We start from the raw sequence: 25,343 nt of genomic DNA, 5'->3' as shown, positions 1-25,343 counted from the left end.
CATCACGTTTCGCACGGTTCATGGATGAATTCTGGGCCGGTTCTTGTCGGATTACGCGCTGCGCGCCAATCCGACCTGCGCTCTGCACGTCGCTGCCGATACTGCGCAGGTCGGATCAGACCCAACGGGCCGCAATCCGACGCCACCGCAAATTACGCCTCGATAAACCGCATCTTGAAGCTGCGCCCCTTGATATTGCCGAAATCGCGGCCCATCGAGTTGCCGTTGTTCAGGCGCTTGAAGGCGGCTTCGGCCACCGTACGGTCCAGCGCCACGTAGGTCATGAACTCGAACACGTTGATCTTGCCCACCTGTTCCTTGGTGAGTCTGGCGTCGCCGGTCAGGGCGCCCAGCAGGTCGCCCGGGCGCAGCTTGTCCTTCTTGCCGCCCATGATGCACAGCGTGACCATCGGCGCCGGCAGTGCCTCGGTGCCATCGTCTTCCGGCAGTTCCTTCAGGTCGTGCCATTCGACGGCGCTGTTCTGGTACTGCTCGATCAGCTTGACCCATTTCTTTTCGTTCGGCGCGCACAGCGACAGGGCCAGGCCCTTCTTGCTGCCGCGGCCAGTACGGCCGATGCGGTGGATATGCACTTCCGTGTCTTTCGACACGTCGACGTTGATCACCGCGCCCAGGTCCGAGATATCGAGGCCGCGCGCGGCCACGTCGGTGGCCACCAGGATCGAGCAGCTGCGGTTGGCGAACAGCACCAGGATTTCATCGCGCTCGCGCTGTTCCAGTTCGCCGTACAGCGCCAAAGCCGAGAAGCCCTGCTGGCGCAGTTCCTCGGCCAGTTCGCGGCAATGCACCTTGGTGTTGCAGAAGGCCAGCGTGGACTCGGGCTTGAAATGCTTGAGCAGCTTGCCCACCGCGCTGTTGCGCTCGTCGAAGCCGATCTCGTAGAAGCGCTGTTCGATCTTGTCGTTGTCGTGCTGCGCCTGCACCGTCACTTCCAGCGGATTGACGAGGAACGAGGCGGTGGCGCGGCGGATGTCTTCCGGGTAGGTGGCCGAGAACAGCAGGGTCTGGCGGCGGGCCGGGCAGGCGCTGACGATGCCGGCGATTTCTTCGTAAAACCCCATGTCCGTCATGCGGTCGGCCTCATCGAGCACCAGCGTCTGCACGTGGTTCAGGTTGATGGTGCCGCGGCCCAGGTGGTCGCGCAGGCGGCCCGGCGTGCCGACCACGATATGGGCGCCGTGTTCCAGCGAAGCGATCTGCGGGCGCATCGGCGCGCCGCCGGTCAGCGTCAGGATCTTGATATTGCCGGCCGCGCGCGCCAGGCGGCGCAGCTCGTTGGCCACCTGGTCGGCCAGCTCGCGGGTTGGGCACATCACCAGGCCCTGTACCGCAAACCAGGCCGGATTGAGCTTGTGCAGGATGCCAATGCCGAAGGCGGCTGTCTTGCCGCTGCCGGTCTTGGCCTGGGCGATCAGGTCGCGTCCGTCGAGTACCGCCGGCAGGCTTTGCGCCTGGATGGTGGTCATCTCGTGGTAGCCGAGCGAGTCGAGGTTGGCGAGAAAAGCAGGAGTGAGCGGCAGGCTGGAAAAAGCCGTGCTGGTGGTGTCGGTGGTCGATGTCATGGGCGTAGCCGGTAAAAACTGGGTGGGATGGGCACAGTCTACAGGCGTTCTACGCCCTTGTGCGGGAGGTGTTGCGGGTGCTGCTGGCGGCAAACAGCCGCCGTCCTGATTCAAGTATCGGGCGCCCAGATCGGCAGGCCGGTCAGGTCCAGGCCTTCGTCGCGGGTCCAGACGGGCAGGCCGGAGGCGTCCGTCGGCTCCAGCAATTCGAGCTGCACCTGCTTCAGTGCCGCCTTGCGCACGCGCGTGCGGCGCTGCGGTTCCGGCGCCGGCTCGGGCGCAGCACATGCGTCAGGCGCTGGCGGCGGACCGAAGCCGGGCAGGTCGATGGTGGCGTTATCTTTTTTATCTCTCATTTCTGAACCTCTGGTCCCCGCCAAAACGGCCGGGGAGCGGACAGGCAAACAGGCCGCTGTCCGCCGATATGATCACTTTGGCAAAGCACGCCCACAAAACAAAAGCCCGGCTACAGGAGTCGGGCTCTATGCGGGTGCTTGCCGGGCACTTCGGGCTGGAGAAACAGAATCGCCATCCTAAAGTGCGGCACGCAGTGTATCACAGGCGTGCCGCATCGTGGGACGGCTTGTAGCGCTTTAGCGGAAGCTCAGGGCGCCGGTGAGGTCGCCCGGTGGCAAGGCGCCGCGCGACGCAAACGCGTCATTGCGCAGTTTCAGGCCTTCGAGCAGCGGCAGGTCGTGCAGGCGCGTGATCAGGCGCAGGATCGAAGTGGTGTCGTAGAAGCTGTGGTCGACCGCGCCCTTTTTCGCATACGGCGAGACGACGATGGCGGGGATGCGCGTGCCCGGACCCCAGCGGTCGCCTTTCGGCGGCGCCACGTGATCCCACCAGCCGCCATTCTCGTCGAAGGTGATCACCACGATCATGTCCTTCCACTGCGGCGACTCTTTCAAATGCTGGATGATGTTGGCCACGTGCTGGTCGCCCGACTCGATGTCCGAATAGCCGGCGTGCAGGTTCAGGTTGCCCTGCGGCTTGTAGAAGGTCACGGCCGGCAGCTTGCCCGCCACCGCAGCGGCCAGGAATTTGTTCGAGATCGGGCTGTCGCCGGTGCCGCCGTCGCGCAGGTGCTCGGCACGCGCGGCGGTGCCGGGCGCGAACTGCTTGAAGTAGTTCAGCGGCTGGTGGTGGAACTGGAAATTTGGCTTGCTGCCGCCGCCCTTGTGGTCGAGCGCCGCCTGCCAGCCGCCGCCATACCAGGCCCACGACACCCCCTTGCGCGACAGCAGGTCGCCGATGGTGTCATAGGTTTGCGGCGGCAGGGTGTTGGCGTCGGCCGGGTCGGCGTGCAGCGGGTCGCCGTCGTAGGCCGGGCGGATATAGCTGGGCTGGTACGGCGGCGCCATGGTGTTGACGGCATAGCCGTCCGGCGTGATGGCGCCGTCGTTCACGTATTTCGGTTTGCCGTCCAGCGCGGACGGCGGGCAGTCGTCCGCGATCGCCAGGCGCACGCCTTGCGGGCCGTCCGACAGCACCGCGATCTTTTTCTTCGCTGCCGTTTCGGACGCGTTGAAGTATTCGTTGGCGCGGCCCGTCACCAGGAACTGGTGGTTCATGTAGGAGCCGCCAAAGGCCGCCATGAAAAAGTTGTCGCACAAGGTGTACTGCTCGGCGATCTGCCACAGGTTCAGGTTTTTCGAGGTTTCGCCGTAGTGGCCCATCACCAGCCCGCCGCTGTCGGCCCAGGCGGCAAAGCCGTCGTTCTTGCCGCCGTTGATCTGCATCTGGTTGTTGTAGAAGCGGTGCACCAGGTCGCGCGTGATCAGGCTTTCGGGCAGCGGCTTGCCGGCCGCGTCGCTGAGCTTGTACGGCGCGTTGGCCAGGCCGGTAATCTGGTCTTCCTTGATCTGGTAATCGATGCCGCCGATATTCTGCTGGTTCGGCACCAGGCCGCCCCAGATCTTCGGCAACGTCGCCAGTGGCTTGCCGTTGCGGTCCATCTGCTGCGCCTGTTCGGCGGTGACGGCGGACAGCGGCGCGCCGGTGCCGGGGAAGTTGGCGAACAGGTTGTTGAAGCTGCGGTTTTCCAGGTAGATCACGACCACGTTCTTGACATGGGCTTTCAGCTTGGCGTCCAGCGAGCCCCTGGCCACGGCCGGCTTTGCCGCCGCCATGGCCGGCAGGCCTGTGCTGGCCAGGCCGACTGCGGTAGCGGCCTGGAAGATGCGGCGGCGCGCGGGATTGGCTGGCAGGTCGCTCTGGCTTGGCAGCTCGGGCTTGGCATGCGGGGTGTCAGGTTTCACACAGATCTCCGGAGAACAATCAAAGGGGAAATTGTAGCAGCTTGATTTGGCGGCAGTCAGCTTTGTGCCATGGGCACGGCCTGCATCAAACCACTGCCGGCAAGCTGCTGTTTGCCGTTTTTGCATCGCATCGACGCTGTAATCGGCAGGCCGTACTGGCGGCGCAGCATTCAGCTTTTCGACGGCACACCCGCACGATCGCTCGATTCGCTTGCATCTTTCTGTTGCTGGCCTTCGGCCTGCTCAGGCGCTACCTGAAGCGGCCCTTGTAGCGGCTGGGCTTTTGCCAGCCCGCTTCGCCATCGTTATCGACAAAGCAGATCTTGACGTGCGCAAAACCGGGGCTGGTAAAGCACACCCAGGTGTCGGCCGCCTGTTTGTCGCGCGTGAGGAACCAGCGCGCCTCACCCGCGGCCATGCCCCTGCTGCTGGTGCGGTGCACCAGCAGGTCGGCTTCGGCGCGCTGCTGTACCAGTGCCACCAGCACATGCGCTTCGCCTAATTTTGTCGTCTGATAAATCGTCGCCATCGTGTTTTTTCCGTCCTCTTTCTCTGTGAGTTGACTTGCCGGAAACGCCAGCAATCCGCATACTGATCCTTTCATTACAGGGAGCTGGTCAAGCCGGCGGTACCGCTGCTACCGTCCCTGCTCCGGCACTTCCACGCCGAGCAATTCGAAAATGCTCAGCATGCCGTTCGACCGGATGAAGATTTCGTGATACAGCTGGGCCGTGTCGAGCTGGCCCCATTGCACCGCGCGCCGCAGCAGGTAGGGACCGGGGCTGTGCGGTTCGAGCCGCATCAGATACTCGCTCAGTTCGGCCAGGCGCGCATAGGCGTCCTCGCGGTCACGGATGGGGCTGGCCAGGGCAGGTGCCGCCAGGGGTGCCGGTGCCGAGGGTGCCACGGCAGGGGCCGCGGCGCTGGCCGGCCCGGCGGCAGGTGTCTCTTCTCTGGCTTGCACCGGACGGATGCCGCGCTGCTGCAGTTCGCCATCGGCGAACGCCAGCACCTTTTCCAGCAGCGAGGCCATGGCAGCCATGCTGGGCGCCGAGCGGCCGAAACAGGCATCCAGTGTCTTGTCGAGCACGCCCAGCGCCTGCAGCGCATCGGCCAGCGTGCGCCGCAACTGCTGGTAATAGTCGGTGCTGGTGCCGGCCACGCTCTGCTGGAACAGGGCCAGCGTGGCGCCTTCGATCTGCTCGCCGGAGCCTGAGCGCGCCTTGATCTGGGCATTGCGTTGCGCCTGTTCCCAATCCGACCAGCTGTACTGCGTGCCGTCCGGATTGATGGCGCTGGCCGTGACCGGCGTCAGGCGCAACGCCGGCAGCAGCTTGGCGTTGATCCAGCTGATCTGGTTGGCGCGGAAATCGAGGTCGTCGCCGTCGGGCAGCGGGTAGATGCTGTCCCAGTACTGGCCCAGCAGCAGGTCGAGCAGGGTCAGGCAGGGCGCGATGGCGGCAAAACCGTCCATGTGCAGCCGCGCTTCGAGCAGCCAGGCCACGCATTCGATGTCCTTGCTTTGGCGGCACAGCACATCGGTCGTCATGCGGCTGACGCTCAGCCAGTCGGCGCGCTTGAGTTCATGCTCCCAGGCGTCGCGCGGCGTGCTGTCGTCATCGAAACTGCGGGCGCGCCGGATGGCCCGGTACGCGGGGTTGTCGCGCACCCATTTGCCGGCGGGCATGTCGGGGCTGATCGGCGCCAGCAGATCGTCCAGCGTGAATTTCACCGCTGTTTCAAAATAGCTGCTGGCATCGCTTTGTAATTTGGTAGGGTGGATCATCTGCGTCCTGTCGTAGGGAGTGAGAGTGCTCCCATATTTTAATGCTAGTAGGAAATTTTTTGTGACAGGCCGATGCGGATAATCGAGCGGTGGATGGGGAAAGCAGTGTTGCATGGATGACGCCGGTGTCAGCGCATCCATGCAGGTTCAGATCATCTTGCAGAGAAGGGAAGTGGCGCGCAGCTTCAGAACTGGTAGCGCAGGTTCAGCGCCACATTGCGGCCTTGGCCGAACATGCCCGAGTACCACCAGTCCGACACCGACGCCGTGTATTTTTTATCGAGCAGATTGCCCACGTTGAGCGTGGCCGACAACTTGTCGTTCACGTCATAGCGTCCCATCAGGCTGGCTACCGCATAGCTTTTCTGCTCCCAGCGCAGGGTGCGTTCGATCTGCCACGCTTCGATATTCGAATACACGGTGTTTTGCCAGTTGACGCCGCCGCCCACCGTCACGCGGTTGAGCTCGCCCGGCAGGCGGTAGGTGGTCCACAGTTTCACCAGATGGCGCGGGAAGGTGGTCTGGATCGCCTTGCCGGTATTGTTCTTGCTGGCGCTGTACGACCACGAAGCCGACACATTCCAGTCGCGCGTGATGGCGCCCGTCGCTTCCACGTCCAGGCCCTCGGTTTTGGCGCCCTTGATGGTGCGGTAGGCCGGGTCGGTGGTGCCGGGCACGGTGTAGCCAGGGTCCGATTCGGACAGGTTTTTCTGGCGGATCTGGTACACGGCCAGCGCCGTGCTCAACTGGCCGTCCAGCCATGCGCTCTTGATACCCGCCTCGAACGTCTTGCCCTCGCGCGGCGCCAGCAAGGCGCCGTTGCGGTCCTGCGCCGCCTGCGGCTGGTAGATGGTGGAATAGCTGGCGTAGGCGCTGTGCGCGTGGTTGATCTCGTAGACCAGGCCGCCGTACGGCGTGAAGACATGGCTTTCCTTGGCCGGCGTCTCGCTGTAGTAGTCGACGCTCGGCGCGTCCGTCACATAATTTTCGTCATAGCGCATCACCTTCGCGCCGGCGATGAATTTCAGCTGGTCCGACAGCGCAAAGCGGCCGGCCGCGTAGGCGCTGGCCTGGCGGCGCGTGCTGTCATAGGTCACATAGCGCTCGCCATACACGGGCGCGACGTTGCGGTTCCAGCTATACAGACTGGCCGGCGTGCCCTGCACGTCCCAGTCGAAGCTGCCGTCGGTCAGGCTCTGGAACTCGTGGTAGTCCATGCCGAACACCAGTTCGTGCCGGCGGCCGAACAGGCTGACGGGGCCGCTGACCTTGACGTCGGCGCTGTTGACCTTCAGGTGATAATTGCGCGCATTGGCCTTCAGTTCCAGGCCGTCGCCCGTGGCCTGGTCGGCAAAGGTGTCGCTCACGCCCAGGTACACCGAGCGCTCGTCCTGCGACGAGGTCAGGTGGTTGGCGGCGATTTTCAGGGTCCATTCATTGCCCAGCTGGTGTTCGAGTGCGGCAAAGACATCGGTGGAATTGCTGGTGAAGCGGTTTGACGGTGCGGCCGGATTGAAGGAGCGCGGCAAATCGGTCATCTGGCCGTTGCTGAAAAAGATGGGGAAGCCCAGGTAGGACATTGAGCCCTTCGAACGGTTGCGCTGGTGCGTCACGCCGGCCGTCAGCAAGGTGCCGGGCGCCAGGTCCGCTTCCAGCACGCCATACACCACTTTCTTGTTGCGGTTGTAGTCATCGATGGCGCTGTCGCCGTCTTCCAGCACGGCTACCGCGCGGCCGCGCAGGGTGCCCGCTTCGTTGAGCGGGCCGCCGGCGTCGAGCATGGCGCGCTTGTCGTTCCACGAACCGATGCCGCCTTCGGCCTTGATTTGCGTTTGCGCCGTCGGTTTTTTGCGCACCATGTTGATGGCGCCCGAGGCGTCGCCAGCGCCCGTGGTCAGGCCCGAGGCGCCGCGCAGCACTTCAATGCGGTCATACAGCGCCATGTCGGCCAGGCTTTGCGCGGGCAGGGCGTTCAGGCCCAGGTTTTCCGAGTGGGTGCTGACGCCGTCCAACTGGTAATTGGTAATCGAATAGCCGCGCGAGGTAAAACCGGTGCGCTCGCTGCCCAGCGAGAACAGCTTGATGCCGGGCGTCTGTTCCATCGCCTGCGTGATCGTCGTGATGCCCTGGTCTTCCATGCGCTGCCTGGTGATCACGCTGACCGATTGCGGCGTTTCCCTGACGCTCAGGCCCAGCGGGGTGGCGGTCGGGGTGGCGGCCGCCGAAACATACGAGCCGCTGTCTTCCGTGACATCCTGGCGTGCCGCGACCGACACTTCCGGCATGGTCGACATCGCCTGCTTGTCGCTGGAGGCTTCGGCCGCGCGCAGCGCATAGCTGCCGCCAGCGCTGCGTTCGGCCTTCAGGCCCGTGCCTGCCAGCAGGCCGTCCAGCGCCGCCTGCACGCCATGGCGGCCCGCCAGGCCGGTGGTGGTCTTGCCCTGTGTCTGTTCGGGCGTGAAGCTGAGGATCACGCCGGACTGGCTGGCCACCTGGCGCAGCGCGGCGGACAGGTCGCCGGCCGGGACCTTGAAGTCGTGGACCAGCTGCTGCGTGCCGGCGCCGGCAGCCTGCGCCTGCGCGGTGCCAGGTTCGATCAGCAGCAGGGCGGCGCCGAACAGCGCCAGGTGGATGGCGTGCGCCATGGGTTTGCGTACGATGGAAGTAATGGTGGACATGGTTACCTTGTGATGGAGTCGTCGAATGCCTTGCCCTTGCGGGTCACGCGAGAATCGAAAACGGGTAATCTTTTTTTTGCGTGGGGTAGGTCGGGTTAGCGCTTCGCGCGTAACCGACAAGATGGTTGACGCTGGCGGTGGTGTCGGATTGCGCCGTTCCTGCTAAGCCGACCTGCGCACTTGCACCCAGTACCGCGTGCGAAAGTGGATGCTGACCGGCAGGGAATTGGTCAGCGACAGCAGCACCGCGTCGGTGTCGGCCAGCGGAAAGGCGCCGGAAATGCGCAGGTTGGCCGCCGCATCGTCGCAGCCGAGCAGGCCGTGGCGGTAGCGGCCCAGCTGGCGCAGGAAGTCGGACAGCGGCATGCCGTCGGCCAGCAGCAGCCCCTGGCGCCAGCCCCATATATCGCCTGATATGGCCTGCGCGGCATCGACACGCCGCGCCGTCATGCTGGTGCCCTGGCCGGCCTGGATCAGATGGCTGATGCCGCTGTCGCGCGCCGTCAAACGCACCGTGCCCTGCTCGACGGCGACCATGGTGTGCCCGGTTTCCTGTCGCACCGAATAGCGCGTGCCCAGCGCCTGCGCCTGGCCGTGCGCGGTTTCGACCAGCAGGGGGCGGTACGGCCGGCCGTGCTCTTTGGCGGTGGCGATAAAGACTTCGCCCTTGAGCAGTTCCAGGCGCCGCTCGCTGGCGCTGTAATGCAGATTGACGGCGCTGTCGGCGTTCAGGTGCAGCCGGCTGCCGTCGGCCAGCAGCAGTTCGCGGCGCTGGCCGACGCCGGTGGACAGGTCGGCCAGCGCGGTGCGCGCGGGCTGCGTGCGCAGGCCCAGCGCGCCGCTGGCGCCGAATGCCGCCAGCACCATCGCCAGCTTGAGCCCTTGCCGGCGCGCGCCGGGGCGCTTTGCCAAAGCCTGGCGGCTGGCCTGCGCATCGAGATCGCGAAAGCCGCCGCTGACTTTTTCGATATGGGTCCAGGCCCGTTCATGGTCGGGATGCTGGGCGCGCCAGCTGCTCCAGGCCTGTTGTTCGGCCTGGGTCGCCTGGCCGCTCATCATGGTGGTCAGCCATTCGGCTGCCTGCATGGCGATCTTGAGGTCGATCGGCTGGCCACCCGCGTAGACCTGCTGCGGTGCGCCGCGCATCTCAGGCAGCCGCAAAATCGGGCACGGCAAAAAAGCACAGCAGGTTCGCCTTGCTCAGGTATTTCTTGACCGAGTGTGTGCTGGTACCCAGCTGCGCGGCGATCTCGGCATAGCTCAGGCCTTCCAGGTGCGCCATCAGGAATGCCGACCTGGCTTTCATCGGCAGCTTGCCCAGCGCGCGGTCGATCAGCTGCAGCGATTCGAGCACGATGGACATGCTTTCCGGCGATGGCGCGCTCGCCTGCGGCAGCTGCAGCAGCGCGTCGACATAGGCGCGTTCGATTTCCTCGCGGCGGCAGTGGTTGGCCAGCAGGCGATTGGCGATGGTGGCCAGGAAAGGGCGCGGCGCGATGATGTCGTGATGGCTGCGCGCCACCAGCACCTTGATGAAGGTGTCCTGCGCCAGGTCGCCGGCCAGTCCGGCATCGTGCAGGCGGCGCCTGAGCCAGCGCAGCAGCCAGCCGTGGTGCTCGCTGTATAGCGCCTGGAAGTCTGACGGCGAAGGATGGACTGACAGCATGAGGCATCGCGATCTAAATGAGAATTGTTCTCATTGTAGCGCAGGCGCAGTTGGCAGGCAATCGCCGCTGTGCCGCGTTGTTGAAACGCCACTGGCAGGCATCTCCCTTAAAGTTCCTTGATGGCAAGCCTGCGTGTGCGAAAATACATGCTGATCATGTATTGCGGAGCTGAAAAATGATGTGGCTGGTTGGCGGTATATTGTTGGTCCTGACCGCCGCATTCCTGTGGATGGCGTTTTTTCACCGCGTGCGCGCGCTGACGCGCCAGGCCGAGCTGATGAACTGGGTGGAGATCGGCCGCGTGTCCAATCTGGCGGGCGGCAACGATATTTTGATGGCCAGGAACGAGCGCAACTCGAAGATCGACTGGCGCACGGGCGAAGTCTGGCTGGTCAATCCGAAAGTCAGCGAGCCGTTCGAGGATTACTTGGCTGTCGAGCGCTGGCTGGCCGTGCACGATGCGCCACGGCCGGAGCCGCTGCCCAAGCCGGCTCCGGCGCCAGCGCCAGCGCCGGAGCCGGAACCGGTCGCGCAACCCGTGCCGGTGGCCGACACGCTGCCCGTGTTCCAGCAAAAGGTCGATGACTGCCTGGCCAAAGCGGAGGGCGGGCAGGAACTGCTGGAAACAAAACAGGCTTTCGAGGCCGGCAGCGAGGCGTATCTGGAGGCGGGCACGCAGCTGAGCCAGGCCGCGCTGGAGTGCGGCTTGCCGGCCATGATGGTGGCCACCTTCCATATCGGCGCGTTTGCCGCCCTGGCGGAGACAAGCGGCGACGACAAGCTGGCGCGCGCCACGGCCAGCCTGCAGGCGGCGGCCAAGCAGATACGGATGATGAAGGAAACGCCGGCGCCATGAAAAAAGCCGCTGGTCTTTTGCAAGATCGAGCGGCTTTCCGGTATTGGTTGCGGGGACAGGATTTGAACCTGTGACCTTCGGGTTATGAGCCCGACGAGCTGCCAGACTGCTCCACCCCGCAGGCGAATTATATACCAGATTGTTACATCGCGTAAAGGCGCGGGGCGGGCATGGTTGGCGCAGGTCGGATTGGCGGGGCAGTGGCCCGCGTAATCCGACAACATTGTTGGCGCGGGCTGGTGGTGTTGTCGGATTACGGCCTGCGGCCTAATCCGACCTACGGTTCATATTTATCATGGCCCAACGAAAAAACCGCTAACCCTCTTGCGAGGAATCAGCGGCTTCGAATTGGTTGCGGGGACAGGATTTGAACCTGTGACCTTCGGGTTATGAGCCCGACGAGCTGCCAGACTGCTCCACCCCGCAGGCGAATTATAGCGCGGTTTGCTGCATTGCGCAATGGCAGGGATTTTACGCCGCCGCCAGGCGCCACAGCGAGGTGATTTCCTTCGAGCGGGCCGCGTGCAGGCTGTCGGTGGCGTCCTGCGCGCGCGGGTGGGTGGGCGCCACGTCCATGCGGTCGACGACCTTCAGGCCTGCGCCCGTGATCCATTCCAGCAGCTGCGCGCGCGGGCGCAGGCCGAGGTGCTCGGCCAGGTCGGACAGGATCAGCCAGCCTTCGCCGCCCGGCTCCAGGTGGTCCGCCAGGCCGGCCAGGAAGCCGCGCAGCATGCGGCTGTCCGGGTCATACACGGCGTATTCGATCGGCGAGCTGGGACGGGCCGGCAGCCAGGGCGGATTGCACACCACCAGCGGCGCGCGGCCGGCCGGGAACAGGTCGGCCTGCACCACTTCCACCTTGTCGATCAGGTCCAGGCGCGCCAGGTTCTCGCGGGCGCAGGACAGGGCGCGCGGGTCCTGGTCGGTGGCGACGATGCGCTGGACGCCGCGCTGGGCCAGCACGGCGGCCAGCACGCCGGTACCGGTGCCGATATCGAAGGCGAGACTGGCGCGTGGGGGAAGCGGCGCCTCGGCCACCAGGCCCACGTACTCGCCGCGGATCGGCGCGAATACGCCGTAGTGCGGATGGATGCGCTGGCCCAGCGCCGGCAGCTCGACGCCGGTGCGGCGCCATTCGTGCGCGCCGATCAGTCCCAGCAGCTCGCGCAGCGAGGCGACGAACGGTTCTGCGCCGCGGCCATAGGCTTCGTTGCAGGCCAGTTTGACGTCCGGTGCGCGGCGCAGCGGGATCGTGTAGTCGGCGTCGAACGGCAGCAGCAGCATGGCCAGCGTGCGGGCACGCTGCGACTGGGCCTGGCGGTGCAGGTGGAACGCTTCGGTGGCGCTCGGCTCGGGTTTCGCCAGTTTGGCGGCCAGCGCTTTTTTGCCGGGCTTGCCGTTCTTGTGGTCGGCGCGCCGCGCCAGGGCCTGCAGCAGCTGGCGCGCATTCTGGAAGTCGCCGCGCCACAGCATGGCCGTGCCTTCGCAGGCCAGGCGGTAAGCCTGGTCGGCCGTCGTGCGGTCGTCGGCGATAACGACGCGCTTCGGCGGCGGCATGCCGCTTTCCGAGCGCCAGCGGGCCGTATGCTCGGCGCCGTTTTCGCTCCAGTGGATCTGCGGGTGGACGGTGGATGTAGAAGTGTCGGACATGGTATGCAATCGAAAGAAGGTGGCGCGCGGCATGGTCGCCTGCGCAGGCCGTCTTTCATTATACGTGGCTGCCCGGCCTGGACTACTCCGACGCTGCCGGTTTTGCGCCGTAGGCTTCGGCCACGGCGCGGGCGCGGGCCAGTGCTTCGGGCGTCAGCTCCGGCGTTGGCGTCGCGGCGTCGGCAGGAACGGCCAGCGGCGTCGCGGCCTCATCGCCCGCTTTCGGCGGCTGCAGCAAGTTCAACAAGCGCAAGGTCAGGCTGCCGGCCTGGTCGCCAGGCTTCGATTGCGCCGGGTCCAGGCCTTCCTGGCCGGCGTTGTAGATACTGCTTTGCAGCTGCTGGCCCAGCATCTTGAACAGGTCACTCAAGCTGCCGGCAAAGTTCATCGAAGGCAGCTGCAGGGTCGGCAAGCCGCTGTCGCCGCCATCGTCACCTGTCCCGGCTTCCTGTACATCGTTGCTGGTTTCGTACGCCGCGCTGGTGCTGATCTTCGATTCGTACTGCACTTCCAGTTCGAATTCGAAGCTCTGGCCATCGGCTGTGGTGATCGTGCCTTTGCCGATAAAGTGGGCGTTCTCCGCCAGGCTGAAAGCGGCCGCATTGCGCGTGCCGCCGGCGCCCGACACGCTCGATGCCTGCGCGGCATAGCCGGAAGCCGCCGACAGGTCGATCGAGTCGAAGCTGATGCTGGCACCGTCGCCGAACAGTTGGCGCGCCATGTTGCCGAGGAAGTCCTGCGCCACGTCGAGCGTGGCGTTGCCGAGCGCGTCGGTGCGATCGGCCAGCCCCTGTGCCGACAGGTCCAGGCCTTTTTTCGATAGGGCCACCACGTCTTGGGCAGTGCGCTGCATCAGGGCGTCGGCCGTGCTGGAGGTGTTGCCGCCGGTTTTGGCCGGCTGCTGGCCCGCCAGGGTGCTGGCGGCGGTCTGGCGCGCGCCGAGGAGCGGGAGCTGGGGCAGGGTAGTGGCCATGGCGGTATCCAAATCAACGTTGTACCGGAATTAACGGCAGCAGCGGCGCCAGCTTTAACACTTCTTTGTAACAATCAAGATCTGGCAATCAGGATGTAACAATCAATGATGGTGATGCGACCAGCTGCCGTCGGCCGATGCCAGGTAGGACTTGACGGCGTCTGCCTGGCCGGTGGCGTGGCGTTTCAGTTCGCCGCACTGGCACAGCCCCTGGTAAGGCTGGATATGCGAGCAGGCCGAGACTTTTTGCAGGTAGACCTGCACCGATTTCTGGCATTTGTCGCATTTGAAGGTAAGGCTGCGGGCGGCTTTCATGGAATTCCTTTGTGTGGGCAAGTTGCGTCATGCGCGAAGGGCGAGATTTTAACCTACCTTGTATTGCGCTACATCTTGTTGCAAACCCGCCACGCATGAGCGCTGTGTGCGTCAACGCCCTGAACGCCGGCGCGTTCAATGGGAAGATCACCCCATCGTGCTTTGTGTTGAAAGGCCCCATCATGGAACAGCGCAGACAGACAGACAAGGAACTGGTCAGGCAATGGCTGAAAGCCGAACTGGCGCACCGCCGCCCGCCGCCCGGCCCCGAGCAGATACGCCGCGAACTGGGCTGGCATATGCTCAAGCTGAAAAAGGGCGGCATCCCGCGATAGGGTGCTACCCTGCGGTAAGGACTAGCGCACGCTGACCACGCTCTTGCCGCCCGCGCCCGGCTGTACCAGGATGCGGGTGGCGATGCGCTCCGTCATTTCCTGCACGTGCGAGATGACGCCCACCTTGCGGCCCATCGCCTGCAGGCCGTCGAGCGCATCCATCGCCACGCGCAGGGTTTCCGTGTCCAGGCTGCCAAAGCCCTCGTCGATAAACAGCGACTCGACCCGCACCCGGTTCGACGACAGCGAGGCCAGGCCCAGCGCCAGCGCCAGCGAGACCAGGAACGATTCGCCACCCGACAGCGAGTGCACCGAGCGCAGCTCGCCGCCCATGTCCTGGTCGCGCACCATCAGGCCCAGCGACGGATTGCCGGGATTATTGATGCGTTCGAGCCGATACCGCCGTGCCAGGTGGGTCAGGTGCGCATTGGCATAGCCGAGCAGCACCTCCAGCGTGAATTGCTGGGCGTAGTTGCGGAACTTCTTGCCGTCTGCCGAACCGATCAGCTCGTTCAGGCTGGCCCAGCGCCGCTCAATCATCGCCTGCGCCTCGATCTGTGCCAGCATCGCCTGCGCGCTGTGGCGCCGCGCGTCGTCCTGCGCAATGGCCAGGCGCAGCGCGGTGGCGGCCTGGTTGGCTTGCTGGCGCTCCGTCTGCAGTCCCGCCAAGGCCGCCTGCAAGGCCTCTGTATCGGTTTCCAGGTTTTCCGGTGGATGATCGCGATGCAGCGCCTGCTGCTGCAGCCGTTCGGCCAGCACCGTGTGCGCTTGCGCATGGCGCTTGTCCAGTTCCAGCAAGGCCTCGCGTTCGGCGCGCATGGCGTGCGCATCGCGTTCCAGGTGCGCGCGCAGGGTGTCGAGATCGTCCGGCGCATGCAGCCGATGCTGCTGCCGGAACTGCTGCAGCCATGCCTGCGCCGTGGCCGTTGCCGCCACTGCCTGCGCTTGCAGTGCGTCGAGTCGCTGCATGGTCTGCGCGCGCGCTTCGTCGAGGCGGATGCGCAGCTGGCTCGCTTCCTGCACCGCCGCCTGCCGCGCTGCCAGCGCCGTGCGGGCCGCGTCGATGCTGGCGGCCAGCGCGCGCTCGACCTGCTCCACGGGCTGGCCCTGCCATAGCGCGGCGCGCTCGTCCTGCATGCCCTTGAGCTTCGTATCCAGGGCCTTGAAGGCGGTGTCGGCATCGAGCGCCGCCTGGCGCGCCTTGACCGCCGCCGCATCGAGCGCATCAAGCTGCGCGGCGACCGTGGCCAGCGCATGGCTGCGTTCGTCTTGCGCTGCCTGCTGTTTCAGCCACTGCGTGCTTTCTGCCTGCCGCGCGGCGCGGAAATCCGCCGGCCCGTGCCGCCAGGCTTCCTTCCAGTCTTCCGCGCCATCGGCGTCGTCGAAGGCGCTGTCGAGCTGCCCGAGCAGGGCATCGAGGCTGGCGCGCGCCGCCTCGCCCTTGTCGCTGGCCGCCGCCTGTTGTGCCAGCAATTGCGCCAGCCGTGCCTGCGCGTCGGCCGCCAGCGCCGTCAGGCGCGTCTGTTCCTTTGCCGACTGTTCGTAGGCGGCTTGCGCCCGGTCGCGCCGCATGCCTGCCTGGCGCAGCGCATGTTCCTGCTGCGCCAGCGCCTGCAGCGCCGCATCATTGGCGGCGATCTGCTCGCCGAACCATGCGCTGCGCAGGTGCTCGGCCGGCAGTTGCAGGCTGGCCGATTGCAGCTGCCACTGCGCAGACAAGCCGTCGATCAGCGCGGGCAGGGCGGCCAGTTCCTGCGTGGCGGCGGCCTGCTCGCGCGCCAGCGAGGCCAGTGCCGCCCTGTGCGCGGCCAGCTGTTCCAGATTGCCGCGCAGCTGCGCACGGCAGCCTTGCACGCCGTCCCGCAGGCTGGCCAGCATGGCCTGCAGTGCATGATCGGCATGGCTGTACGGGTGTTCCAGTGCGCCGCAGACGGGGCAGGGTGCGTTGTCGGCGAGGGTGGCGCGCAATTGTTCCACGCTGGCCGCGCAGGCCGCTTCCGCGCCCTTCAAGGCGGTTTCAGCCTGCGCCAGCGACGCTTCCAGCACCGGTGTCTGTGCCGCTGCCAGGGCCAGCGCCGCCTGTTCGGCTTCAAACGCCTGAGTCAATTGCGCCGCTTTGGCTTGCCAGCGCGCCAGCTCCTGCTGTCTGCGCGCCAGTTCGGTCCAGGTTTTTTCCGCCGCCGCCAGGACCTTCGCGTGCGCTTCGAGTTGCTGGCGCTGCGCCGGCAGTTGCCCGCCATCGATGGCCTGCATGGCGGCGGTGGCGGCGGCGCGCTGCGCTTCCAGTTCGGCGGTAGTGGCGATGGCCGTTGCCAGCGCTTGCTGCTGCGTTTCGCTGTCACTGCCAGCCTGGCGCACCAGCAGCGCCGCCTGCGCCAGGCTGGCCGCGAATACGTCGGCTTGCGCGGCGGCCTGGCCGGCCTGGGCAAACAGCTGGTCCCACAGCGTCCAGTCCTTTGCCAGCGCCTGCCATTGTGCATGGCTGGCGAGCCATTGCGCGCCACTGGCCTGATGCGTGTTCAGGTCCTGCTGGTGCTGTTGCATGGCCAGCAGTTGCGCGCGCGCCGCATCGTTGGCCGTGTCGGCCGCCTGCGCCGCCAGTGAGGCCTGGCGATGCGCCGGCAATTGCGCGGCGATGCCGGCATCGAGCGCCTTGGCCTGGTCCAGCAATGGCCCCGCATCGCGCTGCGCCGCCTCCTGCGCCTGCAGGTGGATCGATGCCTGCAGCGAGGCGACAGCGAGCTGCTCCTGGCTGGCCAGGGCGTCCTGCGCCTGCTGGCGCGCGGCTTCGAGTGCCAGCGTAGTGGCGGCCAGATCGGCGTCGGTGCGCGCGATCTCCGCCAGCAGCGGGCGCGCCGGCTGCAGCAGGTCCCATTGCGCCAGCGCCTCGCGGCGCGGGACGGCCGTCTGTTGTTCGATGCCGGCCGCCTCCAGCGCCTGCTGCGCCTGGGCGGCCTGGGTCTGCAGGCGCTGTGCATCCTGATGCCAGCGCTGCTGCAGCTCCAGCACCGACTTGCGCAGTTCCAGTTGTTGCAGCGCCGCTTCGGCCGCCTCGCTCTGCTGCTCGGCCTGTTCACGCTCCTCGGCCGATAGCGGGCGCTGGTCGGCCAGCTTGTCGACAAGGCGTTCCAGCGCCTGCTTTTCCTTTTTCGCCCGTTCGAAGGCGCGGATCGAGATATCGGAATAGATGGTGCTGCCGGTCAGGGTTTCGAGCAGCTCGCCGCGCTCGTTGTCTTCCGTTTTCAGAAAGGTCGAGAACTCGTTCTGCGCCAGCAGCACGGCGCGCGTAAACTGGTCGAACGACAGGCCGATGCGCTTCTCGATCTCTTCCTTCACCTCCGTCTTGGTACCGCCGATGGCCTGCAGCGCGGGCAGCTGGTGCAGGCTCATGCTGGTCGCCTGCAGCGCGCCTTCGGCCCTGGTGCGCGAGCGGCGCACGCTCCAGCGCGCGCGGTAGCGGTGGCCGTCGTTGCCGACAAAATCGACCTGCGCGTAGCCGTCCGGCGTGCCGCGCCGCAGCAGCGTGCGCGTGTCCTGGGCGTTGACGGTTTCCTTGCCGACGTCGGGCAGGGCGCTGCGGCCCTGCACCTTGAGCAGGCGCGGCGTGGCGTCGTACAGGGCCAGGCACAGCGCGTCGAGCAGGGTGCTCTTGCCGGCGCCCGTGGGACCACTGATGGCGAACAGGCCGGAAGACGCCAGCGGCTCCTGCTCGAAGTCGACCATAAATTCGCCGGCCAGCGAGGCCAGGTTCTTGCCGCTGATAGTGAGGATTTTCATGGAGATTTTTTCAATGCAGTCAAATTGGCGTTCGCTTTCAACCCTAAAGCACAATCCGGGGTCGGACCCTGAGGGTCCGACCCCGGCCTTTTTGCTGTTCGGGTGTTACCACGCGCGAAAAAGATCACGCGCCAGGCAGCAGCAATTCAGCCAGTGCCGACAATTGTTCCGGCGGCGCCTCCTTGCCGAATTTTTGCTGGTACAGGCGGCGGAAGATCTCGTCAGGCTGCAGCTGGCCCAGCTGGTCGAGCGTCATCGACTCGATCGCGGTGGACCTGGCCGCGCTGGAGGTTTCGATCTTGGCCAGGCGCACCGGCTTGCCGTCGAGCGCCGCTTCGATGCGCGTGCGCAGGCCCGGTTCGGGCGCGTCCAGGCGCACGCGCACTTCCAGGAACGGTTGCGCTTCGGCTGGCGCATCAGGAAGATCCAACGCGGCCAGCTGTGCCAGCACCTCGGCCACCGGCGCAGGCTTGTCGGGCACGCGCAGCAGCGGCACGGCGCGCGGCACGTCGATCGTGCGTACGCCTTGCAGCTGCTCGCCGGCGAGATCGATGCACAGCACCTGGTGGCGGTAATTGACTTCGGCGAACGACAGCGGGATCGGGCTGCCGCTGTAGCGCACATGCCGCTGCTTGCCCACTTCCTGCGCCAGGTGCAGATGGCCCAGCGCCGCGTAGGCAATCGCCGGGTCGAAAATCCCCGACGGCAGCATCTCGGTGCCGCCGATGACGATGCGCCGCTCGGAGTCGTTCGACATCTCGCCGCCGACCATATGGCAGTGGCCCATGGCGACAATCGCCTGACCGGGCGCGCGCCGCGCCAGCGCCAGGTCGGCCAGCTGGCGGTACAGCATCGCGATGCCGCCCAGATAGGCATCCTGGCCGCTGCCGGCCGGCAGTTTCGGCACGTCGCCGGGGCGCAGGAACGGCACGGCCAGGCACCAGGCCTCGATATCGCCGCTGGCGCCCGTCAACGGCAGCAGCATGCGTTCGAGGTCGATCTGGCGGGCCTCGTCGCGCACGATGTGGCCCAGCATATGGGTGCCGTAGCCGGCCAGCAGCGGAGCGGGCGCTTCCAGGCGGCCGGCCGAATCGTGGTTGCCGGCGATGACGATCAGCTGCAGCGCCGGCCGCCGCGCCCTGGCCTGCTGCAGGAACACATACAGCTGTTTTTGCGAGGCGGCCGACGGGTTGGCGTTGTCGAACACATCGCCGGCCACCAGCAGCACATCCACCTGTTCGGCTACCAGCGTGTCGAGCAGCCAGTCGAGAAAGCGCTGGTGTTCGTAGCCCCGCTCGTAATTGTGCAGGGTCTGGCCCAGATGCCAGTCGGAAGTGTGCAGCAGACGCATGGGTGAATGATCGAATGGGGGGAGACAGGCGCCAATATACCACCGCTGTCAGCTTATGATCGTGGCGGCCCGGTAGGTATTGCGTCCATCCTGCTTGGCCTGGTACAGCAGCACGTCGGCCTGCTGCAGCAGGGCGGCCGGCGAGATGTCTTCGTCGCGGTAGAACGCCACGCCGACGCTGGCCGAAATCTGCACGGTGATGCCATCGAGTTCGAACGGCTGCTGCATCGCATAGACGATATTGGCGGCCAGCACCGCCGCGTCTTCCGGCCGGGTAATGCGCTCCATGATGATGGTGAATTCGTCGCCGCCCAGGCGGGCGATGATGTCGGTGGCGCGCATGGTCTGCGTCAGGCGCTGGGCAAAGGCGCGCAGCAGCGCGTCGCCGATGCCGTGGCCGTGGGTATCGTTGACGGGCTTGAAGCGGTCGATATCCATGTACATGACGGCCATCAGGTGACGGTGCTGGCGGCTCGCATGCATGGCGTCGGCCAGCTTCTGCACGAAGCCGGCCCGGTTCGACAGGCCCGTCAATGCATCGACCTGTGCCAGCTGCAGCAGCCGCTGTTTTTCGCGCTTCTGCACGGTGATATCCTGGCGCATCACGTGAAAGCCCACCACCTGCGGATGGTCTTCGCCGATCTGCGGAATATAGATCACTTCCATGCAGCGCTCGATGCCTTCCCTGGTGTCTTCCTCTTCAAAACTCAGCGTCTCGCCGGCCAGCACGCGTTCGATATACGGCGCCACCGTGCCGTAGCGCACGGCGCCCAGCGTTTCGCGCACGCTGCGCCCCAGCGCCTGCAGCCCTGTCAGGCCGAATTCGCGTTCGTAGGCCAGGTTCAGGAAGCGGTAGACCTGGTCGGCGTCGATATACGCGATCATGGCCGGCAGGGTGTCGGCGATCGTGCGCAGCCGTGCTTCGCTTTCGAGCAGCGCCACTTCCGATTCGCGCAGGGTGGTGATGTCGTCCAGGCTGCCCACATAGCCCTCGATGCGCCCGTCGATCAGGATCGGCGCGATCTTCATCGAGACCCATACCAGCTTGCCGTCGCGGTGCAGCCAGCGCAGGGTGGACTGGAACGGCGCATGGCTGCGCCGCAGTTCTTCCAGCGCCTGGTGCAGCAGCGGATAGTCTTCGGGATGCAGCGCGCTGGTCCAGCCGGCGCCGATGGCCGAGGCGCGCGGCTGCCCCGTGATCGCTTCAAACGTGCGGTTGACGTAGGTGCAGCGCCGTTCGCGGTCCAGCCGCACCAGTCCCAGCGGCGAGGCGTCGTTGACGGCCGCCAGCTCGGCCTGGTTCTGGCGCAGCGCCAGTTCCTGCTGGCGGCGCTGCGAAATGTCTTCGGCGATGCCCAGGATGTGTTCGACCTGCTGGCGCTCGTCGAACACCGGCACCGATACGGAATGCAGATGGCGCAGGCTGCCGTCGGGCAGGCGCAGCGGCTTTTCCGGGTGGTCGATCACGCCGCGCTCGGCCAGGATGGCGCGGTCGTCTTCTTCGTCATGCAGGCCGAAGCCGGGAGGAAAGGCAGCGGAGTCGGTCTTGCCGATCACGTCGTTCGCCAGGTAGCCGGTGATGTCTTCGGCAGCCTTGTTCCACACTTCCATCTGGCCGAAATTTTCGGGCCGCGCGCTTTTCACGTACACCAGCACCGGCAGATGGTCGATCAGCGACTGCAGGAAGCTGCGGTTGTCCTGCAGCGCCAGTTCGTCGAGTTTCCGCGCGCTGATGTCGCGCGAGGTGACGGCCACGCCGTCGCTGATCGGCACGATCTGGTGGCGCAGCCAGCGCGTGCCGCCGCGTGGCTGCGGCAGCTCGAACTCGTCTTCGATCGGCTGGCCCGATTCCATCACCAGCACGAAGCGTTCGAAAAAGCGTTCGCCGCGCAGCAGCGGCATCAGCGGCAAGGCGCGCTGGCCCAGCAGCTCGGCGCGCGGCTTGCCCAGCACGGCGGCGGCGCGTTCGTTGACGTCGGCAAAAATGAAGTCTTCGGGCGGCTTGCCGGGCGCCGGACGCCAGGCCTTGAGCAGCATCACCGAGTCCAGGCTGCCGTGGTGCGCCGCGCGCAGCAGCGCCTGCGCCTCCTGTGCCTGGCGAATGCTGCGCCGCAGCCGGCCGCTCTGGCGCATCAGCAGCGCGGTGAAGCCGGTGATCAGCAGGCTGGCGGCCACCAGCACGCCGATATACACGCGGCGGCGGTGCTCGAAATGGGCCAGTGCCGTGGCGCGGCTCACGCCCACCACCGCCAGCAGCGGATAGCGGCCCAGGTCGCGGTAGCTGTAGATGCGCGCAACGGCGTCGGGCGGCGGCGTGATTTCCGCCTGTTCCGCGACGTGCGTGGGCGGGCCCGGCATGCGGAAGTCGATCTGGTCGCTGATCACCAGCCGTTCGCCGATGCGCCCGACCGTCAGGCCGCTGTCGCGCGCGACCAGCATCAGCGCGCCTTGTTCGTCCAGGTTCAGGCGGTCGTAATCGTCGACAAAGTAGGTGGGGTCGACCAGGATCACGATGGCGCCGGCAAAGCTGCCGTCGGCATCGTTCAGGCGGCGGGCCGAACGGATCATCCATTTTTTGCTGGCCGCATCCATTACCGGCGTGTCGACCAGCGCGATATCGCCGGGCGTGGCGGCCAGCGTGCGAAAGAAGGCCTGGCCAGCCAGCTTGCCGGCCGGGTAACCATTGGCGCTGTCGATAATATTGCCCAGGCCGTCGGTAACGGCGATCGGCAATTCCAGTTTTGACGGCAGCACGCTGTCGAGCAGGCCCTGCGGGCGCGTGAATTGCGCCAGCGTCAGCGCGCCGCCCGTGGCTTCATGGCGCAGCTTGAACAGCTGCGTGGCGTGATCGGTCTGGCGCAGGATGTAGGCAGTATGGTCGGCCAGCGTGCGCGCCAGCGACTGGCTGGCCGCCACCGCGTCGCGCGTGGCGCCGGCCCGTTCCTGGCCGATCTGGTAGAGCAGGGCGCCCCACAGCGCCAGCAGCAGCGGCAGCGCGAACAGGGGAACCAGGCTGATGCGGTACAGCCGGCTGGCCAGGCGTTGCAGGGTTCTTGTCATCTATATCACGGTCGCTTGTGGCCAGAATCGTTGAACGGGGCGGCGCGCTGGTTTGCCCATGCGCCGCTGTCACTTGCTGACTACATTCTGCGTTAAATCAAGTGGTTGTGTCGCTTTTTATGATAAAAAAATTTCACGGCGCGACATGCCCGGCCGGCCGCGCCACGAAGTTTTACTTTTTGTTTACGCTTTTCGGCCCTTCCTTGACACCGTTTTTATGGCGCCGTCGCTACGATGGCGGCTGTACATACAGACAAGGAAAGCAAGATGCGTGATCGTGCGCCGCAAGCCATGCTCGAGAACTGGCGGATACGCGAGGCCAACGCCGGTGATATCGCGGTCCTGCTGGCGATCGAAGAGGCCAGCTTCAGTGCCGATCGTCTCAGCCGGCGCAGTTTTCGCCATCTGCTCACGCAAGGCAATTCGGTGACGCTGATCGGCGAGGTGCAGGGATGCGCCTGTGGCTATCTCACCCTGCTGTTTCGGGCCGATGTGTCGCTGGCCAGGGTGTATTCGATAGCCACCGCGCCGGCATGGCTGGGCAAGGGCATTGCCTCGGCCTTGCTGCACGCGGCAGAGGAGCTTGCGCTTGCCCGGCAGTGCGTTGCCATCCGCCTGGAAATCCGCAAGGACAACCTGCCTTCGCGCCAGCTGTTTTCGCAACATGGCTACACCGTCTTCGGTGAACATGACAGTTATTACCAGGATGGCATGGACGCGCTGCGGCTCGAGAAATCGCTGACGGCGCGATTGCGCCCCCCACTGGCGCGCGCCACCTACTATCCGCAAACCCTGGGTTTCACCTGTGGCGCCTCGTGCCTGATGATGGCCATGAAGGCGTTCGATCCGTCGCTGGTGCTGGACCGCACGCTGGAGCTGCAGCTGTGGCGCGAAGCGACCACCATCTTCATGACGGCCGGCCATGGCGGCTGCGGTCCGCATGGCCTGGCACTGGCCGCGCACCGGCGCGGCTACCGTGCCGAGATCTGGGTCAACGGCAGCGGCGTGCTGTTTCGCGAATCGGTGCGCAGCCAGGAAAAGCGCGACGTGATCACGCTGGTGCATGAGGACTTCGTGCGCAAGGTACGCGAGCGCGGCATCGTGGTGCACCACAAGGTGGCCGGGCCGGCGGAACTGAGCCGCTGCTATGCGGGCGGCGGCATCGCGCTGGTGCTGATCTCGACTTACCGGCTGACGCGCGAACGCGCGCCGCACTGGGTGGTCGTGACGGGCTCCGACGAACGCTATTTCTTTATCGACGACCCCGACAGCTCGAACGGCCGTCCGGCGGACGAGCGCATCAACGTGCCGATCCTGAAAAAGGATTTCGAACGCATGGCGCGCTACGGCCGCAACGCCACCAAGGCGGTGGTGGTGATTTATCCGCCAGTGCAGTAACTGCTTTGTCCCTCCGCAGTCCAATCCACTCACTTATTTATCATGCCTGCTACCAGAACCAGGGCCGCCCGCGCCCAAGCCGCAACGCCGCCAGATACCGCTGGCGAGACCGGTGAACCTCCCGCCCGCTCGCCAGTGACACTGCTGCGGGCAGCCACCACCATCGTGATCGTCGAACAGCCGAAGGACTGGCAGGCGGCGGCAGGGCAGGAAGTCGTCAGCGCCAGCGACTTTCTCGACGCTCCCGGCCAGCATGCGGCGCACGGCGCGGCCGTGATCAACCTGTGCCGCAGCTACAAATACCTGTCGGTCGGCTACTACTGTTCGCTGCTGGCCGAAGCGCGCGGCTATGCCGTGCTGCCCTCGGTCAAGACCATCAACGATCTGTCGCGCAAGGCCATCTACTGCCTCGATACCAGCGAGCTCGATCATGCGCTGAACCAGGCGCTGGACGACACGGACGGGCGGCCGATGCCGGCCGAGTTTTCGATGGATATTCATTTCGGCGTGACCGGCTACACGCCGCTGGCCGCGCTGGCACGGCAGATTTTCGACACCTTTCCCACTCCGCTGATGCGCGTCGAATTCGAACGCGACGATGACTGGAAGATCGCCGCCATCCGCGTGCACAATGTCAGCACCCTCGGCGACAGCCAGCTGGGCCACGCGCGCGCCGCCTTGCAGGCGATGGCGCTGGCGCCCGAACCGCATCGCACGCAGGTGAAACCGTATCGCTACCATATTGGGATTTTGCACAATCCGAAGGAAGAGCTGCCACCAAGCAATGACGCGGCGCTGGACCGGTTTGTCGACGTGGGCCGCCAGCTGGGCCTGGACGTGACCTTGATCGAGCGCAGGGATTTTTCGCGCCTGGCCGAATTCGACGCGCTGTTCATCCGTGAAACCACGGCGATCAATCACCACACCTATCTGTTTGCAAAAAAAGCCGAAAGCGAAGCAATGGTGGTGATCGACGACTCCATGTCCATCCTGCGCTGCACCAACAAGGTCTACCTGGCAGACCTGCTGCGCCGCAATGGTATTCCCACGCCGCGCACCTATGCGCTGCAGGCGGCGGACCTCGGCGATATCGGCCATATCGAGCGCGAGATCGGCTATCCGATGGTGATGAAAATCCCCGACGGCGCATTCTCGCGCGGGGTCAGCAAGGTCGGCAATGTCGAGGAATTCCGGCAGACGGCGCAGGCGCTGCTGGGGCAATCGGCGCTGATCCTGGTACAGGAATACATGTACACCGATTTCGACTGGCGCATCGGCGTGCTGAATCGCCAGGCGATTTTCGCCAGCAAGTACTTCATGTCCAGGGATCACTGGCAGATCGCCAAGCGCGATGCGCAGGGCCAGGCGCAATTCGGCGCGGCGCAGGCAGTGCTGCTCGACGAAGTGCCGGCCGACTTGCTGGCCCATGCCGTGGCTGCGGCCAACCTGATCGGCGACGGCCTGTACGGCGTGGACATGAAGATGACGGCGCGCGGCCCGGTGGTGATCGAAGTCAATGACAATCCGAATATCGACGCGGGCAATGAAGACAGCGTGCTGGGAGACGAACTGTACCGTATCGTGCTGCGCGATATCGTGCGCCGTCTCGATATTGCGCATGGGCTCGCCGCCAGTTGAACACCTGGCGCGCCA

Annotated in this window: 18 protein-coding genes and 2 tRNA genes; 4 read left to right on the top strand and 16 right to left on the bottom strand. The window is 65.6% G+C overall.

Translation table 11 applies throughout. The features are described 5' to 3' along the window. Positions 1-152 precede the first annotated feature (152 nt). From dbpA to RTQ46_RS14510, 8 genes are all read right to left on the bottom strand, one after another. Complete coding sequence (dbpA, locus tag RTQ46_RS14545; RefSeq protein WP_312437600.1) at positions 153-1,583, bottom strand: ATP-dependent RNA helicase DbpA; 1,431 nt, start codon at positions 1,581-1,583, stop codon at positions 153-155. Positions 1,584-1,693: 110 nt separating this feature from the next. After that, the gene (locus RTQ46_RS14540) at positions 1,694-1,939 is read right to left on the bottom strand and encodes a hypothetical protein (RefSeq protein ID WP_312437599.1); all 246 of its coding nucleotides are present in this window, start codon (positions 1,937-1,939) and stop codon (positions 1,694-1,696) included. Between the two features lie 237 nt (positions 1,940-2,176). Next, positions 2,177-3,844 (bottom strand): acid phosphatase, encoded by a 1,668-nt coding sequence (locus RTQ46_RS14535; RefSeq protein ID WP_312437598.1) that lies wholly within the window; start codon positions 3,842-3,844, stop codon positions 2,177-2,179. A 250-nt stretch (positions 3,845-4,094) separates the two neighbouring features. Further along, a complete protein-coding gene (locus RTQ46_RS14530) occupies positions 4,095-4,373 on the bottom strand; it encodes a DUF6150 family protein (RefSeq protein ID WP_312437597.1) in 279 nt (92 codons plus the stop codon). Positions 4,374-4,481: 108 nt separating this feature from the next. Next, positions 4,482-5,630 carry a type VI secretion system protein TssA gene (gene tssA, locus RTQ46_RS14525; protein WP_312437595.1) on the bottom strand — a complete coding sequence of 383 codons (1,149 nt, stop codon included), beginning with the start codon at positions 5,628-5,630 and terminating at the stop codon, positions 4,482-4,484. A 185-nt stretch (positions 5,631-5,815) separates the two neighbouring features. After that, positions 5,816-8,308, bottom strand: a complete 2,493-nt coding sequence (locus tag RTQ46_RS14520; protein ID WP_312437594.1) for a TonB-dependent siderophore receptor — start codon at positions 8,306-8,308, stop codon at positions 5,816-5,818. Positions 8,309-8,470: 162 nt separating this feature from the next. After that, entirely contained in the window at positions 8,471-9,454 is a 984-nt protein-coding gene (locus RTQ46_RS14515) for a FecR domain-containing protein (protein ID WP_312437593.1), read from the bottom strand. Between the two features lies 1 nt (position 9,455). Then, positions 9,456-9,974 (bottom strand): sigma-70 family RNA polymerase sigma factor, encoded by a 519-nt coding sequence (locus RTQ46_RS14510; RefSeq protein WP_312437591.1) that lies wholly within the window; start codon positions 9,972-9,974, stop codon positions 9,456-9,458. A 176-nt stretch (positions 9,975-10,150) separates the two neighbouring features. Between RTQ46_RS14510 and RTQ46_RS14505 the strand changes: the two genes are divergently transcribed. Beyond that, complete coding sequence (locus RTQ46_RS14505) at positions 10,151-10,831, top strand: hypothetical protein (protein ID WP_312437590.1); 681 nt, start codon at positions 10,151-10,153, stop codon at positions 10,829-10,831. Between the two features lie 44 nt (positions 10,832-10,875). On the opposite strand, the gene RTQ46_RS14500 is transcribed toward RTQ46_RS14505, so the two are convergent. From RTQ46_RS14500 to RTQ46_RS14480, 5 genes are all read right to left on the bottom strand, one after another. After that, a tRNA-Met gene (locus tag RTQ46_RS14500) sits at positions 10,876-10,952 on the bottom strand. Between the two features lie 228 nt (positions 10,953-11,180). Then, positions 11,181-11,257 (bottom strand) — tRNA-Met (locus tag RTQ46_RS14495). A 45-nt stretch (positions 11,258-11,302) separates the two neighbouring features. Further along, positions 11,303-12,481 carry a class I SAM-dependent methyltransferase gene (locus RTQ46_RS14490; RefSeq protein ID WP_312437588.1) on the bottom strand — a complete coding sequence of 393 codons (1,179 nt, stop codon included), beginning with the start codon at positions 12,479-12,481 and terminating at the stop codon, positions 11,303-11,305. Between the two features lie 82 nt (positions 12,482-12,563). Beyond that, entirely contained in the window at positions 12,564-13,454 is an 891-nt protein-coding gene (locus RTQ46_RS14485) for a hypothetical protein (RefSeq protein WP_312437587.1), read from the bottom strand. Between the two features lie 102 nt (positions 13,455-13,556). Further along, positions 13,557-13,769: a hypothetical protein gene (locus tag RTQ46_RS14480; protein WP_312437586.1), complete on the bottom strand. Its 213-nt coding sequence runs from the start codon at positions 13,767-13,769 to the stop codon at positions 13,557-13,559. A 95-nt stretch (positions 13,770-13,864) separates the two neighbouring features. Here RTQ46_RS14480 and RTQ46_RS14475 point away from each other — a divergent pair, with 95 nt between their 5' ends. Continuing rightward, the gene (locus tag RTQ46_RS14475; RefSeq protein WP_312437585.1) at positions 13,865-14,104 is read left to right on the top strand and encodes a hypothetical protein; all 240 of its coding nucleotides are present in this window, start codon (positions 13,865-13,867) and stop codon (positions 14,102-14,104) included. Between the two features lie 21 nt (positions 14,105-14,125). On the opposite strand, the gene RTQ46_RS14470 is transcribed toward RTQ46_RS14475, so the two are convergent. From RTQ46_RS14470 to RTQ46_RS14460, 3 genes are all read right to left on the bottom strand, one after another. Next, a complete protein-coding gene (locus tag RTQ46_RS14470) occupies positions 14,126-17,881 on the bottom strand; it encodes an AAA family ATPase (RefSeq protein WP_312437583.1) in 3,756 nt (1,251 codons plus the stop codon). A gap of 124 nt (positions 17,882-18,005) precedes the next feature. Beyond that, complete coding sequence (locus tag RTQ46_RS14465) at positions 18,006-19,232, bottom strand: exonuclease SbcCD subunit D C-terminal domain-containing protein (protein WP_312437582.1); 1,227 nt, start codon at positions 19,230-19,232, stop codon at positions 18,006-18,008. A gap of 48 nt (positions 19,233-19,280) precedes the next feature. Next, positions 19,281-22,292 (bottom strand): PAS domain-containing protein, encoded by a 3,012-nt coding sequence (locus RTQ46_RS14460; RefSeq protein ID WP_312437581.1) that lies wholly within the window; start codon positions 22,290-22,292, stop codon positions 19,281-19,283. A gap of 267 nt (positions 22,293-22,559) precedes the next feature. On the opposite strand from RTQ46_RS14460, the gene RTQ46_RS14455 reads away from it, so the two are divergent. Together RTQ46_RS14455 and RTQ46_RS14450 are read left to right on the top strand one after the other, a co-directional pair. After that, a complete protein-coding gene (locus RTQ46_RS14455; RefSeq protein ID WP_312437580.1) occupies positions 22,560-23,690 on the top strand; it encodes a GNAT family N-acetyltransferase/peptidase C39 family protein in 1,131 nt (376 codons plus the stop codon). Between the two features lie 42 nt (positions 23,691-23,732). Next, positions 23,733-25,328 (top strand): RimK family protein, encoded by a 1,596-nt coding sequence (locus RTQ46_RS14450; RefSeq protein WP_312437579.1) that lies wholly within the window; start codon positions 23,733-23,735, stop codon positions 25,326-25,328. Positions 25,329-25,343 lie beyond the last annotated feature (15 nt).

The organism is Janthinobacterium sp. (assembly GCF_031995485.1).
In the GTDB taxonomy this organism is placed as follows: Bacteria; Pseudomonadota; Gammaproteobacteria; order Burkholderiales; family Burkholderiaceae_D; genus Janthinobacterium.
This window is presented reverse-complemented; position numbering and strand designations above follow the sequence as displayed.

What these genes read in the sequence shown, in the direction of transcription:
- dbpA (WP_312437600.1), bottom strand. Translation starts at nt 1,583, where the DNA reads ATGACATCGACCACCGACACCACCAGCACGGCTTTTTCCAGCCTGCCG.
- RTQ46_RS14540 (WP_312437599.1), bottom strand. Translation starts at nt 1,939, where the DNA reads ATGAGAGATAAAAAAGATAACGCCACCATCGACCTGCCCGGCTTCGGT.
- RTQ46_RS14530 (WP_312437597.1), bottom strand. Translation starts at nt 4,373, where the DNA reads ATGGCGACGATTTATCAGACGACAAAATTAGGCGAAGCGCATGTGCTG.
- tssA (WP_312437595.1), bottom strand. Translation starts at nt 5,630, where the DNA reads ATGATCCACCCTACCAAATTACAAAGCGATGCCAGCAGCTATTTTGAA.
- RTQ46_RS14520 (WP_312437594.1), bottom strand. Translation starts at nt 8,308, where the DNA reads ATGTCCACCATTACTTCCATCGTACGCAAACCCATGGCGCACGCCATC.
- RTQ46_RS14515 (WP_312437593.1), bottom strand. Translation starts at nt 9,454, where the DNA reads ATGCGCGGCGCACCGCAGCAGGTCTACGCGGGTGGCCAGCCGATCGAC.
- RTQ46_RS14510 (WP_312437591.1), bottom strand. Translation starts at nt 9,974, where the DNA reads ATGCTGTCAGTCCATCCTTCGCCGTCAGACTTCCAGGCGCTATACAGC.
- RTQ46_RS14505 (WP_312437590.1), top strand. Translation starts at nt 10,151, where the DNA reads ATGATGTGGCTGGTTGGCGGTATATTGTTGGTCCTGACCGCCGCATTC.
- RTQ46_RS14490 (WP_312437588.1), bottom strand. Translation starts at nt 12,481, where the DNA reads ATGTCCGACACTTCTACATCCACCGTCCACCCGCAGATCCACTGGAGC.
- RTQ46_RS14485 (WP_312437587.1), bottom strand. Translation starts at nt 13,454, where the DNA reads ATGGCCACTACCCTGCCCCAGCTCCCGCTCCTCGGCGCGCGCCAGACC.
- RTQ46_RS14480 (WP_312437586.1), bottom strand. Translation starts at nt 13,769, where the DNA reads ATGAAAGCCGCCCGCAGCCTTACCTTCAAATGCGACAAATGCCAGAAA.
- RTQ46_RS14475 (WP_312437585.1), top strand. Translation starts at nt 13,865, where the DNA reads ATGAGCGCTGTGTGCGTCAACGCCCTGAACGCCGGCGCGTTCAATGGG.
- RTQ46_RS14470 (WP_312437583.1), bottom strand. Translation starts at nt 17,881, where the DNA reads ATGAAAATCCTCACTATCAGCGGCAAGAACCTGGCCTCGCTGGCCGGC.
- RTQ46_RS14465 (WP_312437582.1), bottom strand. Translation starts at nt 19,232, where the DNA reads ATGCGTCTGCTGCACACTTCCGACTGGCATCTGGGCCAGACCCTGCAC.
- RTQ46_RS14460 (WP_312437581.1), bottom strand. Translation starts at nt 22,292, where the DNA reads ATGACAAGAACCCTGCAACGCCTGGCCAGCCGGCTGTACCGCATCAGC.
- RTQ46_RS14455 (WP_312437580.1), top strand. Translation starts at nt 22,560, where the DNA reads ATGCGTGATCGTGCGCCGCAAGCCATGCTCGAGAACTGGCGGATACGC.
- RTQ46_RS14450 (WP_312437579.1), top strand. Translation starts at nt 23,733, where the DNA reads ATGCCTGCTACCAGAACCAGGGCCGCCCGCGCCCAAGCCGCAACGCCG.